The organism is Streptomyces sp. NPDC096048 (assembly GCF_044763415.1).
GTDB lineage: Bacteria > Actinomycetota > Actinomycetes > Streptomycetales > Streptomycetaceae > Streptomyces.
This window is the reverse complement of the sequence record NZ_JBIWGG010000017.1, coordinates 102,094-115,027: the sequence shown is the minus strand read 5'-3', so window position 1 is coordinate 115,027 and position 12,934 is coordinate 102,094. Positions and strand designations below refer to the sequence as shown.

The 12,934-nt window shown below is 70.3% G+C and carries 14 protein-coding genes and 1 pseudogene; 9 read left to right on the top strand and 6 right to left on the bottom strand.

What is annotated here, in order from left to right; translation table 11 throughout:
• Positions 1 to 152: 152 nt before the first annotated feature.
• A complete protein-coding gene (locus tag ACIQ6R_RS35375; RefSeq protein ID WP_404225995.1) occupies positions 153 to 1,580 on the bottom strand; it encodes an alpha/beta hydrolase family protein in 1,428 nt (475 codons plus the stop codon).
• Between the two features lie 108 nt (positions 1,581 to 1,688).
• Entirely contained in the window at positions 1,689 to 2,486 is a 798-nt protein-coding gene (locus ACIQ6R_RS35370; RefSeq protein WP_404225993.1) for a pyridoxal phosphate-dependent aminotransferase, read from the bottom strand.
• Positions 2,487 to 3,219: 733 nt separating this feature from the next.
• On the opposite strand from ACIQ6R_RS35370, the gene ACIQ6R_RS35365 reads away from it, so the two are divergent.
• A complete protein-coding gene (locus tag ACIQ6R_RS35365) occupies positions 3,220 to 3,696 on the top strand; it encodes a hypothetical protein (protein WP_404225991.1) in 477 nt (158 codons plus the stop codon).
• 343 nt (positions 3,697 to 4,039) lie between these two features.
• Here ACIQ6R_RS35365 and ACIQ6R_RS35360 read toward each other — a convergent pair whose 3' ends face one another.
• A complete protein-coding gene (locus ACIQ6R_RS35360) occupies positions 4,040 to 4,582 on the bottom strand; it encodes a CGNR zinc finger domain-containing protein (protein ID WP_404225989.1) in 543 nt (180 codons plus the stop codon).
• Positions 4,583 to 4,688: 106 nt separating this feature from the next.
• On the opposite strand from ACIQ6R_RS35360, the gene ACIQ6R_RS35355 reads away from it, so the two are divergent.
• The 3 genes from ACIQ6R_RS35355 (at position 4,689) to ACIQ6R_RS35345 (ending at position 6,657) form a co-directional block, all read left to right on the top strand.
• The gene (locus ACIQ6R_RS35355; protein ID WP_404225987.1) at positions 4,689 to 4,988 is read left to right on the top strand and encodes a hypothetical protein; all 300 of its coding nucleotides are present in this window, start codon (positions 4,689 to 4,691) and stop codon (positions 4,986 to 4,988) included.
• Between the two features lie 77 nt (positions 4,989 to 5,065).
• Positions 5,066 to 6,175 carry a DNA alkylation repair protein gene (locus ACIQ6R_RS35350; RefSeq protein ID WP_404225985.1) on the top strand — a complete coding sequence of 370 codons (1,110 nt, stop codon included), beginning with the start codon at positions 5,066 to 5,068 and terminating at the stop codon, positions 6,173 to 6,175.
• 137 nt (positions 6,176 to 6,312) lie between these two features.
• Positions 6,313 to 6,657: a hypothetical protein gene (locus ACIQ6R_RS35345; protein WP_404225983.1), complete on the top strand. Its 345-nt coding sequence runs from the start codon at positions 6,313 to 6,315 to the stop codon at positions 6,655 to 6,657.
• On the opposite strand, the gene ACIQ6R_RS35340 is transcribed toward ACIQ6R_RS35345, so the two are convergent.
• Both ACIQ6R_RS35340 and ACIQ6R_RS35335 read right to left on the bottom strand, forming a co-directional pair.
• Positions 6,603 to 7,688, bottom strand: coding sequence for an NAD(P)H-dependent flavin oxidoreductase (locus tag ACIQ6R_RS35340; protein WP_404225981.1), 1,086 nt, complete (start codon positions 7,686 to 7,688; stop codon positions 6,603 to 6,605). The two genes, ACIQ6R_RS35345 and ACIQ6R_RS35340, sit on opposite strands and share 55 nt — an antisense overlap.
• Positions 7,685 to 8,302, bottom strand: coding sequence for a flavodoxin family protein (locus tag ACIQ6R_RS35335; RefSeq protein WP_404225979.1), 618 nt, complete (start codon positions 8,300 to 8,302; stop codon positions 7,685 to 7,687). Before ACIQ6R_RS35335 ends, ACIQ6R_RS35340 begins: the two co-directional genes overlap by 4 nt.
• 157 nt (positions 8,303 to 8,459) lie before the next feature.
• Here ACIQ6R_RS35335 and ACIQ6R_RS35330 point away from each other — a divergent pair, with 157 nt between their 5' ends.
• The 3 genes and pseudogenes from ACIQ6R_RS35330 (at position 8,460) to ACIQ6R_RS35320 (ending at position 9,849) form a co-directional block, all read left to right on the top strand.
• Positions 8,460 to 9,062, top strand: a complete 603-nt coding sequence (locus ACIQ6R_RS35330; protein WP_404225977.1) for a TetR/AcrR family transcriptional regulator — start codon at positions 8,460 to 8,462, stop codon at positions 9,060 to 9,062.
• Positions 9,063 to 9,408: 346 nt separating this feature from the next.
• Positions 9,409 to 9,567, top strand: a pseudogene (locus ACIQ6R_RS35325) (aminoglycoside phosphotransferase family protein); the annotation flags it as partial.
• A 153-nt stretch (positions 9,568 to 9,720) separates the two neighbouring features.
• Complete coding sequence (locus ACIQ6R_RS35320; protein ID WP_404225975.1) at positions 9,721 to 9,849, top strand: hypothetical protein; 129 nt, start codon at positions 9,721 to 9,723, stop codon at positions 9,847 to 9,849.
• 821 nt (positions 9,850 to 10,670) lie between these two features.
• On the opposite strand, the gene ACIQ6R_RS35315 is transcribed toward ACIQ6R_RS35320, so the two are convergent.
• A complete protein-coding gene (locus ACIQ6R_RS35315) occupies positions 10,671 to 11,132 on the bottom strand; it encodes a nuclear transport factor 2 family protein (RefSeq protein WP_404225973.1) in 462 nt (153 codons plus the stop codon).
• Positions 11,133 to 11,204: 72 nt separating this feature from the next.
• Between ACIQ6R_RS35315 and ACIQ6R_RS35310 the strand changes: the two genes are divergently transcribed.
• Positions 11,205 to 11,972, top strand: a complete 768-nt coding sequence (locus tag ACIQ6R_RS35310; protein ID WP_404225971.1) for a universal stress protein — start codon at positions 11,205 to 11,207, stop codon at positions 11,970 to 11,972.
• A 208-nt stretch (positions 11,973 to 12,180) separates the two neighbouring features.
• Positions 12,181 to 12,885, top strand: coding sequence for a copper chaperone PCu(A)C (locus tag ACIQ6R_RS35305; RefSeq protein ID WP_404225969.1), 705 nt, complete (start codon positions 12,181 to 12,183; stop codon positions 12,883 to 12,885).
• Positions 12,886 to 12,934 lie beyond the last annotated feature (49 nt).

The window sequence follows — 12,934 nt, the reverse complement described above, 5'->3', positions numbered from 1 at the left end:
GGCGGCCGGGGCGAAGAAGCGGTCGAGGGGCTCGTCCCGGTCGTCTCCGAGCCGCTTCAGGCGCTGCGCCGACCGGGCCCGGACCGGAGCCGGTCGAGCGCGGTCGGTCGCTCTCCATGCGCCGCTGCACGGCGACGAGGCACCCGCGGTCCTCAGGTACCGCCGCGCGGCACGTACACGCCCAGCTCTCCCAGCGTTCCCAGAACGGTGACGAGGTCCCCCGGCCGACCGCGCAGCGTGGCATCGAGGAAGGCCAGGGACGCGGCGGCGGTGATGCGCGGTCCGTCGGTACGGCCGCGTGATCCGACGATCGACTCCACCGGGGGCAGGAAGAGCGGCGCGTCCGTGAACGTCAGGTGCGCGGAGCCGGGCACGGCGAGCCGGTAGCTGGTCGAGCCACTCAGGCCGAGTACGCGCGTGAGGCGCGGAAGGTAGTCCGGGTCGATGTCCCGGCCGGTGTCCTGGGTCAGCGCCAGCACCGGTTGCGGGAACCGTGTCGGGGCGGGGTCGTGCGGAAAGCCGTCCAGGTCGATCACGGCGTCGAAGCGAGCGTCCTGGCGAGCCGCCTGCAAGGCGGCGGCTCCGCCGAGGGAATGGCCGGTGGCGGCCACTCTGCCGGTGTCCATCCGACCGCCCACGGGCCCCGGGATCTCGCCTCGCGCGACGCGGTCCAGCTGGGTGTGGACGAAGCTCAGATCGGCGGCCCGGACCTCGGTCCACTGCACGGCCTTCTCCTCGTCACGGTCGGCGTCGCCCGTCGCGGTCACCTCCGTACGGACGGTCCGGCCGTCGGCGAGGACGACGGCGGCGGAGTCATAGGGGTGGTCGAGGGCTGCGACGACATAGCCGTGGCTGGCCAGTTCCTCCGCCCATGCCGAATTCTGGGTGCGCACGCCCCCCAGTCCTGGGGAGAACAGCACGACCGGAAAACGTTCGTTGCCGTCTGCCACCGGCGCGCCGGCGACTGCGTGGGTGCGGGCGCGGGGCAGGCCGTCGAGCATGAAACCGGGCATGCCGACGTAGTCGGCGAGGGCTTCTGAGACGATGCCCGCCTCGTGGCCCGTGCGTCCGAGGTACGCGGCACGCCGCTCATCCGCCGACGGATCTCGCGCCGGATACCACACCTGCACGACGACCGTGCGCCGGTCGTCCTTGTCGGGAGTGGCGCCTTCGGGCCGGCCGGTGTCGGTCCACTGCACCACGCTGGTGCCCACGGCGAAGCGGCCCGACAGGGCGGGGAAAGCCGGCACGGGCAGAGCCCACGCCGCGACCGGACCTACCGCGATCAGACACAGACACACCAGCGACGCCGGTAGAGCCACCCACCATCGGGTCCTGCGCTGCGGTCGGCCGCCACGCGCCCGCAGCTCGGCCATGACGGCGAACGGCAGGAGGAGTGTGGCGCCGGCCAGCACCGGCACCATCTGCCAGCGCACGGACACCCACACCAGCGCCGGGCCGGACGTCGCGACCACCGCTCCGGCACCGAACGCGACCGGCCGCCGCGCCCGTCGGGGCAGCCAGCGTGCCGCCACGAGGGCGACGGCACCCATCACGACGACGGATTCCAGAAGGGACATATGAAGAGACGGCAGTATTTCTGTCACACCGTCATGCTGGGTACACCACCACAGCCGCCGCATCGAGCCCAGGTCGCGTCCCGGTGCGACCTGAGTCTGACGTGACCGTCATCCGAAGGCCGTACGGAAGCGTCCGCGCAGACCGCCGAGACGGTCGGCGGGTTCGTTGGCGAAGACCAGTCGCAGGTACCTGTCGCCGCCCGGCCCCCATCCCGTCATCGGCGTCGCCGCGACCCGCCCGCGGCGGAACAGGCGCTCGGACGCCTCGCCGGGAGTCAGGCCCAGGGCGGCGGTGTCGAGGAGGAGGGACCAGCCGCCGTGCGGGCGTACGAGCGGGTAGTCGTCGAGCTGCCGCAGCACGATGTCGCGGCGCTGCTCCCAGACCCGCGTGGCCGCGGCGACGTCCTCGTCGGCGTCGGGCGCGTCGAGCGCGGCAGCGACGGCCCGCTGAGCGATTCCCACCTGGCACACGACGTTGGTCATTCCGACCAGGGCGATGTCGGAGAGGATCCGGGAGGGGCCCACGGTCCAGCCCACCCGCCAGCCGATGAGACGCAGCTCCTTCGACGCGGAGCCGACGGTGATGGTCCGCTCCGCGAGGCCTGGGTGTGCGGCCGGGTGTGCCGGGCGGTGGCCGTCGAACAGGATGCGTTCCATCGCCGCGTTGTGGATCAACCAGCAGTCGTGCCTCTCCAGGACCGGGGCGAGGGCGTTCCAGTGAGCCGGGCCGAGCAGCGCGCCGGTCGGCATGGCCGGCGTCATGGCCAGCACCGCGGCGGTCTCGGGCCCCACAGCCGCGGCGAGCGCTTCGGGGTCGACCTGCCAGCCGTCGGGCGCGGGGACGCACGGCACATGGCGGGGGACGCCTCCGACCAACCGGATCCGGTTGACGAGCCCGACGTACACCGTCGCAGACGACGACCTCCTGGCCGGGCTCCACCGTGGCCAGGAGCACGTTCAGCAGGGCGTTGAGCCCTCCGGCGGCGCTCACGCATTCGGTGGCCGGATCGTAGAGGATCCCTGACAGCCGGGAGACGTGAGCGGCGGCGGCCTCCCGCAGCCCGCAGTGCCCCTGGAACGGCAGGTAGCTGTTGGCGGCGTCGTCCTCCACGGCGGAGCGGGTGGTGTCGAGCGCGATCCGGGGCGGACGCAGGTCGGTGTCCAGATTCTCCAGACGCAGCATGTCGGGGTCCCTGGCGGCGTCGGCCGCATCTCCGATCACATCCACGCCGATCCCGGGTATGTGCCGCAGACGCGAAACCCTCACGGTTCCTCCTCCAGGTCGTCGACGCCCGATCAGCCCCACGTCGGGCATGGCGAAGTAACGCATGCGCCGCGCAACCTGTCCACGGTGCACGTCACGAGAAGCCGGAACGAGGCGGCGGTTGTCGAGCAGGGGCGGCTTCCCCCACCTCGCCTCCGGCTGCCCGAGTGCCACGGGCGGACGGCTCGGGCCGCCAGAGCGCTGCCGGTCGGTCAGGCCTACGCCTCGGCCGCGGCGGCCGCCCGGGCGATGGCTTCCCCCAGGCGCTCCCCGGTGTATGCGTGGCCGCCCCTACCCCAGCCTCCGTCGGGGGGCGTTGACGATGCTGACGCGGATGTCGTCGCGGTCGTGACCGGGTGTCATGTCCTTGTAACGATGTCGGTGGCCTTCTCGATGAAGTCCGCCCGCGCTTCGACGGACGCCAGGCCGATGTCCGGCGGCAAGAACCAGTTGGCCGCGGGGGCCGCCGCGCAGCACGGGCGTGAGGTACGCGACCACCTGGCGGAGCTCGGTGCGGCGGCCCCCAAGGATGTCGCCGCGGCCTTCTTGGAGTTCGCGCGACCGGTCGCCCAGTTGCCGCGCAGGGCGCCGGATGCGCCGTCGCCGCCGTGGCCGTTCCCGCAGACGAGGAGAACGGCGAGCCGCGCCGCTGCCGCGACCTTCGCATTCTGGACGGAACAGCTCGAACGGAACCTGCGACAGGCCGGACTCGCGGCGACCGACGCGGAGGAGAAGGCCGCCTTGCTGGTCGCCCTCCTCCAGGGTGCGCAGGTGCTGTGCCGGGCGAGCGGCAGCACGGAGGCCTTCGAACGAGCCGCCCGGGCCGCACTGACGCTCTTCGCGGGCCCCTGACGCGCGACGCACACACCTGACCGCCGCCGAACTCCCTCCGACCGCCGACCACAGGGCCGCCGGTACCCCCGTCGGCACGACGTGCACCCCCGGCCGGCCGGTGAGCGCCGACTCCCCTCCTCATTCATCCGTGCGCCCCTTAACTGCCGGAAAGCGGGACGGCAGCAGCCCCGAGGCTGGGCATAGGTCACGCATTTGCCGAGCTAGTCCGTGACATATGCCAAACGGGAGGTCTCAGACGCCCTGAGCAAGCGGACAAGGGGCCCCTGCCCGTCGGCAAACTCGTCCACAACACGCGGCGCCGGTTGTGGCGCGCCCGGCGACCGGCGGGACAGATGCAGGATCAGTCGATGCCGCCCGCCCGACGGGCGGCACGCGCCCGGTTGCCACACCCGATCGAACACCACGCCTGGTCTCGCCTGCGCGCGAGGAAGAACATCCCACAGCTCGGCGCCGGGCACTGCCGCAACCGCGCCTGCTCAGGTCCGGCGGCCAGCACGAGCGCCTGCCGGGCGACCGACCCCGCGACCGGCCCGCCGGCCTCCTGCTCCGCGAGGCGACCGGTGCCGTCGACCCGGAACGTCACCGGAGCCCGTGCGGCCAGCGCGTTGAGTCGCACCCTCGCCGGCTCCGGCAGCGGCGCCTGCCGCGCCGCCGCCTCCAGCACGGCCCGGACCGGGGCGCGCAGCTCCGCCAGATCCTCCTTGGGCAGGCCGGCGAATTCCCGGTCCAGCGTCTTCTCCCGCCAGGACGCCAGGAGCTCCGGGTCGGCCAGCAGGTCGACGTCCCCGCCCGCGCGACCGGCTCCGATGACGACCGTGTTGGCCAGGTCGAGGGCCGGCCGCTCGCCGATCCACGGCATCTCGCGCAGGTTCTTGAGGGTCATGCCGTCAACTTACCGGACCCACGGATTCCCAGCATCAAAACCGTGATAGCTTCAACTCACGGATTTCGCGACTCAAGACCGTGAGTTGAAGAATGAAGGGGTTTCCATGAGCATGACCATCGAGTACGTCCGCTTCGCCTGCGCCGACCCCGAGCAGCTGGCCTCCCACCGGGACCGGCTGATCTCCGTCCTACGCGAGCGGTACGGGTCCGACTTCCTCGGCGCGCACCTCGCCCGATGTGAGGACGGCTCCCTGCTCGACCTCATCCTCTGGGCCTCCCCGGAGGCCGCTGCCCGCGCGGCGAAGGAGATGCCCGGGGATCCGGCCGCCGGGGACTTCTTCCGCCTGATCGGCGAGGTCCACGAGATGCGGCACGCCGAAGTGCTGCACAGCAGCCGCCAGTAGCCGAACCGGCACCTGCGGCCTGCCGGCGCGTGGAGCGACACGCCGCGGATGCCACAGCCGGACGAGAAGGGAAAGCCGTGCCCACGGCCGACGAACTGATCAACCCTCGCACCACGGACCTGCTGGCCTCCGTCATGGCGGCAGCGAGCGCCGCACCGGTCGGGGCCCTCCGCGGCTGCGGTGCCTTACTGGAGGGCCTCCCTTTCAGCCGACGCGTCACCACAGTGAAGGAAGCCGTCCTCGCCGATCTCCCAGACGCCTACCCGGCCTTCGCCGAGGTCGTCCGCACGGCGCTGAGCAGGTCCGCCTTCACCGGCTGGATGACCTTCCCCGTCAACGCGGCGGTCGCCGAACGCGCTCTGGCCTGCCATGTGTTCGAACCGGGCCTCGATCTGCTCGCCGCACTCACTCCGCGACTCACCGCGGAGACGGCCGTGCGTCCCTTCCTCCGCGAGGACCTTCACCGGGCCCTGCGACCGGCCCTGGCATGGACCGGCCACCCCGATCCCCACGTGCGACGCCTCGCAAGCGAGGGCACACGCCCGCGCCTCCCATGGGCACCCCGGCTCACCGCGCTCGTCACGGACCCGGCCCCCGCCCTGCCCGTCCTGGACGCGCTGTACCGAGACCCGAGCGAGTACGTCAGGCGCTCGGTGGCCAACCACCTCAACGACATCAGCCACGACCACCCCGGCACGGCCGTCGCCACCGCCGCCCGCTGGCTCGCCGAGCCCGCCCCCACCACACCGGCTTTGGTCCGGCACGGCCTGCGGACCCTCGTCAAGGCCGGCGACCGTGCCGCGCTGAACCTCCTCGGCCACGACCCCGACGTCCGTGTCCGGGTCGTCGGCCCCGACATTCACACAGCCCACGTGCATCTGGGTGGGGACCTCGTCTTCGACTACGAGGTGACCAACACGGGGTCCCGTACCGCGCGACTCGTCATCGACTACGTCGTCCACTACCGAAAGGCGAACGGCAGCCTCTCCCCCAAGGTCTTCAAACTCACCAGCCGCGACCTCTTCCCCGGCGAACGCCTCTCGGGTGTCCGCCGCCACCCGCTCCGGCCACTCAGCACACGCCGACACCACCCCGGCGCGCACCGCGTACAACTCCAGGTCAACGGTCGGCCCTACGGCTCCTGCACCTTCACCCTCCACATCCCACCGGAAGCCGCCCCCGGCTGAACGCCCCCAGAGGTCTTCCGTGCGAGGCGCGTCAGCGCCGCCACCACTCGCGCCCCGCCCGGGGCAACGACCCGCTCTCCTCGCCCCCGCCTCCATCCCACCCGGTTCCCTGTCCGAGAGGGTCGACGATGCACGGCATGACCCCTGCGTTTCGGCGCGTGATTCTGGTGATCGCGGCCATCGGCCTGGGCACCGGCTGTTCCCAGCAGTACAATGACGAGCGCGGCAAAGGCGACGCGCCGGTCCAGGGACGCTCGGGGGACAACACCCCGGCCGAGGTCTTCAACATGCCGGACGGCTTCGGCAACCTCGCTACCAAATGCGTGGGAGTCGGCAAGCGCGCCTACGTCACCACCCGCTGGGTGCGGCACGAAGATCCGCCCGTCATCGTCCCCGCCAACACCGCCGTCGTCGACGACCCGACCTGTCAGGCTCCTTGGCCTCCCCGTGCCCGGAAGTCGTCCATGAGGACGCTGAGGTAGTCCCGCGCCCCGCGGGCGCCGCCGGCAAGTGCCGCGGCCTGGCCGGCCCACAGGCTGCTGAGATCCTCCCGCCCTTGGGTACCGGCTTCGCGGCGGATGGACTGCATCAGTGCGCTCTGCACAGGGTACGCGGGCACGGTCTCCTCGTACGGAGTCATGTCACGGACGAACCGGTTCACGATTCCTCGGGCGGTACGGCCCGTGAAGAGGCGCGTGAGGACGGTGGTGCGCGCCTCGGGGGAGCTCAGCGCCCGCCTGTGGGCTTCGCTCGCCCCCGATTCGCGGGTGGCCAGGAAGGCGGTGCCGATCTGTACGGCGTCGGCGCCCAGGGCGAGCGCCGCGGCCATTCCCCGGCCGTCGGCGATCCCGCCGGCTGCGATGACGGGGACGCTCACGGCGTCGGCGACCTGGGGCACGAGCGAGAACGTCCCCACGAGCGACTCACGAATCGGCCGCAGGAAGGCGCCCCGGTGGCCGCCGGCATCGGCGCCGGAGGCCACAACGGCGTCAACGCCGGCGCGCCCCAGTGCGACGGCCTCGTCCACGGTGGTCGCCGTGCCGATCACCTTGATGCCTCGGCGGCGGGCCTCGTCCATCACTTTCTGCGGCGGGATCCCCATCACGAAGCTGATGACCGGGGGCACGGCTTCGAGAAGCGCGTCCACCTGCGCGTCGAAGTCCGGTCCCGACGTGACGTCCTCGGCCGCCATCGCGGGCAGCCCGAGTTCCTCATGGTACGGGTGCAACCGCCGGATGTGCGGGGCCAGTTCGGCAGGGTCCGGCCATGGTCCGGCCTCGTCCTGCTGGGGGACCCAGAGGTTGACCGCGAACGGGCGGCTGGTCCGGGCCTTCAGCTCTCCGACGAGGTCCGCGATCTCCTGCGGTTCAAGGATGTGCGCCCCGTAGGAGCCCAGCCCTCCCCCCTCGGACACGGCCACGGCCAGCGCGACTGAGGACAGGCCCCCGCCGAACGGGCCCTGCACGACGGGAAGGGCGATGCCCAGCAGATCACCGAGGCGTCCGGCGTTCATGCCGTCACCGCCGGAGCGTCGGCGGCCTGGCGGCCGTGCACGAACTGCAGCGCCGTCCGGGCGACATGCTCACCAAGGTGCCGCGCGGTCCGCAGATCGGCCTCTGCAGGGGACTCTTCCGGGCCGAGGTCGGAGGGCGACTGCGCCATGGCTCCCACGAACGAGCCCAGCCGGTTCAGATCCTCGGGGCTGCCGCCGGAGCTGTAGATCCAGCCGGGCATCAGGCCAAGCGGAACCCAGTTCATGCCGTGCTGGGCCGCAAGGACCGTCATGGACAGCAGCGCGTTGTCCTTGTTGCCGTTCACCCCCGCCGAGTTGGTGAACCCGGCGGCGAGCTTGCCCTGCCAGCCGCGCGCGGCCCAGATAGGGGCACTAGCCTCCACGAAGCGCTGGAACACGGCCGAGGTGGCGCCCATGTACGTAGGGGAGCCGAAGACGATCGCCTCCGCCTCCGCCAGAGCCGCCCACAGGCCCTCGTCGAGCGTGGAGACATCCCGCAGATCGACCAGGACGCCGGGCACCGTCGCGGCGCCCTCCGCCACGGCCGCCGCCTGCCGGGCCGTGTGCCCGTATCCACTGTGATAGGCGATGACGACAGAGATGGGTACGGACATGTAGCCCTCCATGAGGTGGTGTATACCCCGGAATCGGAGCAAAAGGTCAACTGGACGCGGGTGTCGGGCCGCCTCCGGAAAGCACCCTAGACGACCGGTCAACTATTACGCCACTCAGTGCACCTTCGGATTAGTTGACCGACCGTATACTTGCTCCATGGGACGCACCAGCACCGCACGCGAGCGGCTCCTCGACGCCACCGGCGAACTCATGCAGCACCGGGGGTACAGCAGCCTGGGAGTGGCGGAGATCTGCGCCGCGGCAGAGGTCAAGAAGGGCAGCTTCTACCACTTCTTCACCTCGAAGCAGGACCTCACCCTCCAGGCGGTCAACGCCTACTGGGAAGGCCAGCGCGGCGCCTGGACCCTCGCGCTGGACGGCCCGGACCCCGCCCTGGTCCGACTCCGCCGGCTACTGGAGGGCATGGCGCAGGTCCAGCGGCACAGGAAGGAGACCTACGGCACGGTCGACGGCTGCCTGCTCGGGAACCTCACCCTCGAACTCAGCACTCAGGAACCTGACGTTCGCGCCAGGCTGGAGGAGATCTTCGACGAGCAGACAGCGCTGATCGGTGCCGTGCTCGGCCAGGCCGCGGACGAAGGCGGCATTCCTCGCGAGCACGCCGAACAGTCGGTCGCACGCGCAGTGATCGCCCACCTGGAGGGGCTGGTACTGTTCGCCAAACTCAAGAACGATCCCGCGGTCCTCGACACCCTCTGGCCGCACACACTGCTCCTCGTCAGTGGCGAAGGGCCGTAGACAACCCCGGCGCACAGGGGATGATCCATACCCGTCGCGCAGGAGAGTCAGGGGCTGCGGACCGGCTGCCCGCGCCGCGCATCCCGGCGGGCCGCCATGGCCGGTGCCTCCTGCTGGGAACATCGCACCACCCTGCCGTCGACACAGCGGCCGCGCCTTGTGGGCCTGAGTCCAGGCGGACGCCAAGAGAGCATCTGATCAAGGTTCACCCGGATGTACGTGGGATGTCCGTTTCGATTCGCCAGGTTGGTGTAGATTCTCCGGTCAGTTGGCGGGCCATTTTGTTAGCCATCGCCCCGTGGTTCATTGCCCTCGCTCTCTCGGGGAGTGCTTCGTAATCCCGCGCGAGGCGATGGCCTTGGTGCCGGTCCCGACTCCGGAGGTCCTGTGGCGCAAGCCGCCCGTGCTCGCGATCGCCGCTGTCCCCGGGACGGTGCTCGGCCGTCTCGGTGAGCCGTCGACCGGGTCGCCAGAGGCGTGGGCCGCGGCGGATGCCGCCATCCGAAGCAGCGGGAGCATCTGTACATCACAGACAGTGCAGTATCGGGGGTTGGGATCGGTGCGGCCCCACGGAGGCCAGCCACCGACCTTCCAGCCGGGCGCGTCAGCCAGATGAACGTCGTAGAAGTCCCGCGGACAGTCCGCGTAGGAGCTGTCCATGTCGGCACCGGCTGCCCGCCATCTGCTCCAGTCCTCCACCATCAGCAGCACCTGCGGGCTCAGATCAAGGCTGGCGGGGTACTCGGTGATCGCCTCCGGTGCCAGCACGCACGGTTCCGGCACATAACCCTCATAGTTCACCTCGTACGGCTCGGGCGGTGTGGCGAGGATGTCAAGGACCTCGGCGGCGGACCGCCAGAACAGCGCGGTCGACGGCTTCCAATTCGGATCGTGATCGTAGGGACACCACAGAACCTGGAGCAGATCGTCCTGTCCGGGCGGCCGCAACAGGGGTATGTCGCGCAGATACAGCTGGGCCACGGGCAGCATCGGGACCGGGCTGTCCGCGGGCAACGGAGGGCCTGCGTCGAGGCGCTCCGCGAGCCTCGCCGCGTTCCGTTCCTTGATCGCCTCCTCCTCGGGCGTTGTCCCAGGACCATCGTGATCACCGTGCCACCGGGCCCGCATGCGCCTTATGAGCCGCACTTCGGCCGGCGACTGGCGGTACCCACTGTCACGGTGCAGGTGCGAGGCTTCGCAGTGCGGCCATGGCTCCTCAGCCGGCCACAGCAACGGCCCGCCGACCGAGCTCTCCTCGACCGAAGGCGACCCGGGACGAGGGTGCAGCCGAATCGCAGGACGTGCCAACGGCGCCAGCTCGGGAAAGACCACGGACACGTCCACGGGCCGCGGCGGAGTAGTACGTACGAAAACCATGCCGGTGATCCTCTCACCAGCCACTGACAACCCCTGGCTGTCTCAACCAGCTTCGATGACATCGGTGTTCAGCTGGTCGAGTCCAACGCATGCAGCCTCGGCCACAGCGACAGCAAGCCTGCCTGTGTGACAACTAGCGTGCCCCGGCTCAACCATCACTCGATCAGTGGCCACTCTGAAAAGGCACACCGTGTGAGCCGTGTAAGTGGCGCCAGGAGCTGGCTGGCATGCTCATATGACTGGGGTAGACCCTGACAGGTGGGCGTTCTCCTGGTGCGTGGCGGTGAGTTTGACGCTGCTGAGGCGCCAGCCGTGCGGTGTCCGGACGGCCTCGTTGTCGTAGAAGCCGACGACCAGCCATCGGTCCGGCCCGCCGCCTGCCCGTTCGTCCGGAACCCAGTATTCGGCGCGGGCGTGCGCATGAAGGGTCGCGCGGTCGCCGTCGATCTCGACGACGTGACCTGTGATGGTGTGGTGAGTGGCGGAGAAGGGGGCGAAGGTTTGGCCCAGCACCTGGACGTACCCGTCGAGCGGCACGGCCATGGGCGGCAGGCCGATGACCGAGAAGAAGTCGAGGGGCACGGAGCCTGTGTAGACAAGGGCGGGGAGGCTGTTGAAGTCCTTGAGGTCGGCGATGTCGGCGTAGCGGCCCATCAGCTCGATCAGTTCGAGGCGGTCGGCGAGCGTGGTCATGAAGCGCTTTCTGCGGACTCGGGTGCGGGCGCGGGTTTCGGGTTCCGGGACCGGTGGCTCATTGCGAGGACGGTGTCCATCAGCCGGGACGGCAGGAAACGGGCGAGGGGGATGATGATGGCGGCGTCGCTGCCCAGGGTGTACCGCGCAGCAGTGGTGGACCGGTTCGAGGCCGTGGCCCGCTCCGCGTTCCCTGATCTGGCCGTCGCGGGGGAACTGCCCTTCCGTGGTCCCACCTCGACGCTCGTGGAGCGCTCTACGGAGGCGTGCCTGCTGGTGCTGGCGCATCGCGGCGCAGCCGGCTTTCCGCGTCTGGCTCTCGGCTCGGTGAGCCTTCAGGCCGCCACGCACTCCCGGTGCCCCGTGCTGGTGACGCGTCCCGGCTCGCACCGCGGCCCCGCACCAGAGCGCGTCGTGACCGGCGCCGACCTCGTGCACTACTCACAGGAGACGATGGAGTTCGCCTTCGCGGAGGCCGACCGCCGCTCAGCCCACCTGCGCGTCGTGCATGCCCTGCACCGGACCACGCTGCTGCCCGGTCCAGGCAGCGTCACCGCAGCAGAACGCGAGGTGTGCGAAACCGAGGACAGCGCTCGGGCACTGGTTGAGGAACGGATCGCTGAGCTTCGTGGACAGCATCCGCAGGTGCCGGTCGAACTGCACATCGAGTGGGCGCGTCCGGCGACGCGCCTGACGGAGTTGTCGCAGGAGGCCAATCTGCTGGTGGTCGGCTCACGCGGCCGCACCGGCCTGCGCCGGCTGCTCCTCGGCTCAGTGAGCAGCGAATTCCTGCACACGGCCCACTGCCCCGTCGCCGTCGTCCCCGCTGCGGCTGACTGATGACCTCACTCCCGGCCGGAGTGCCCTCAAAGACTCCTTGAAGACCTGTATCCCGCTGGTCAGCTCCCCCCCTTCTCACCTCTACAGCTCGCTCTGCGTGCCACGTCCCCCGATTGGTCCAGGAACTGACACGCGGCAGCGGTTTGCGTGGCATGCGTATGAACGGCGGCCCGTGTGTCACCAGGACTCGGAGAGAAACGGCATGGTCATGAACATGAGCACGTCGAGACCGCGGCACAGGGCAGCCACGTTTCTTGTCGTGGGCTGTCCCACCGTCGTCTTGGGCGCGACAGGGTGCGGCGGTGAGGGGAACTGCTACAACCCACCGGACGCCAACGCCCGTCTCGGGCCGGTCCTGATCCGTTACGCCCACATCGCCGAACTTCCCGATGGCCCGCGGGAGAAGGGGGACGACGCGCCCTTGTACACCTGGTTCTTCAATCAGGGACAAGACACCGACAGGCTGCTCGGAGCGGAGACGACCGTCGCACGGTCCGTCGACATCGTGGACGCCAACGGCGCGGTACGAGGGCCGGTCGAGCTTCCCTCCGGCAAGCTCGTCACGCTGGATAAAGGCCACGCACACCTGCTGCTCAGAGACCTGAGCCAGCAGATCCGGGGCGGGGACCACGTGTGGATCACTCTGCGCTTCGAACGCGCCGGTGAGATCGCCCTGCAGGTGCGCTCCCAGATCCCTACCTACGTCGACGGCGACGCCACCGACGCACCGGGACTGACTTCCCCCCTCACCGGAATGACGACTGCACTGGAGCGATGGGCACAGGGGTCGGGCAAGCGGGCAACCGCGCATGCCGCCAAGCAAGTTCTTGATCACTGCTCGTTCCCCGGCCGCCGCGTGGACCAGGGCCCCCGTGCCCGCACCGCGCCAAGAACACGGAAGCCGAACCGGTGAGACTGAGGCGGCACCGACCGACACGGCACGAGCCTAGACGAGGGCGGCG

What these genes read in the sequence shown, in the direction of transcription:
- ACIQ6R_RS35345 (WP_404225983.1), top strand. Translation starts at nt 6,313, where the DNA reads ATGACCCCTGCGTTTCGGCGCGTGATTCTGGTGATCGCGGCCATCGGC.
- ACIQ6R_RS35340 (WP_404225981.1), bottom strand. Translation starts at nt 7,688, where the DNA reads ATGAACGCCGGACGCCTCGGTGATCTGCTGGGCATCGCCCTTCCCGTC.
- ACIQ6R_RS35320 (WP_404225975.1), top strand. Translation starts at nt 9,721, where the DNA reads ATGTCGGCACCGGCTGCCCGCCATCTGCTCCAGTCCTCCACCATCAGC.
- ACIQ6R_RS35360 (WP_404225989.1), bottom strand. Translation starts at nt 4,582, where the DNA reads ATGACCCTCAAGAACCTGCGCGAGATGCCGTGGATCGGCGAGCGGCCG.
- ACIQ6R_RS35335 (WP_404225979.1), bottom strand. Translation starts at nt 8,302, where the DNA reads ATGTCCGTACCCATCTCTGTCGTCATCGCCTATCACAGTGGATACGGG.
- ACIQ6R_RS35365 (WP_404225991.1), top strand. Translation starts at nt 3,220, where the DNA reads ATGTCGGTGGCCTTCTCGATGAAGTCCGCCCGCGCTTCGACGGACGCC.
- ACIQ6R_RS35315 (WP_404225973.1), bottom strand. Translation starts at nt 11,132, where the DNA reads ATGACCACGCTCGCCGACCGCCTCGAACTGATCGAGCTGATGGGCCGC.
- ACIQ6R_RS35375 (WP_404225995.1), bottom strand. Translation starts at nt 1,580, where the DNA reads ATGTCCCTTCTGGAATCCGTCGTCGTGATGGGTGCCGTCGCCCTCGTG.
- ACIQ6R_RS35355 (WP_404225987.1), top strand. Translation starts at nt 4,689, where the DNA reads ATGAGCATGACCATCGAGTACGTCCGCTTCGCCTGCGCCGACCCCGAG.
- ACIQ6R_RS35330 (WP_404225977.1), top strand. Translation starts at nt 8,460, where the DNA reads ATGGGACGCACCAGCACCGCACGCGAGCGGCTCCTCGACGCCACCGGC.
- ACIQ6R_RS35305 (WP_404225969.1), top strand. Translation starts at nt 12,181, where the DNA reads ATGAACATGAGCACGTCGAGACCGCGGCACAGGGCAGCCACGTTTCTT.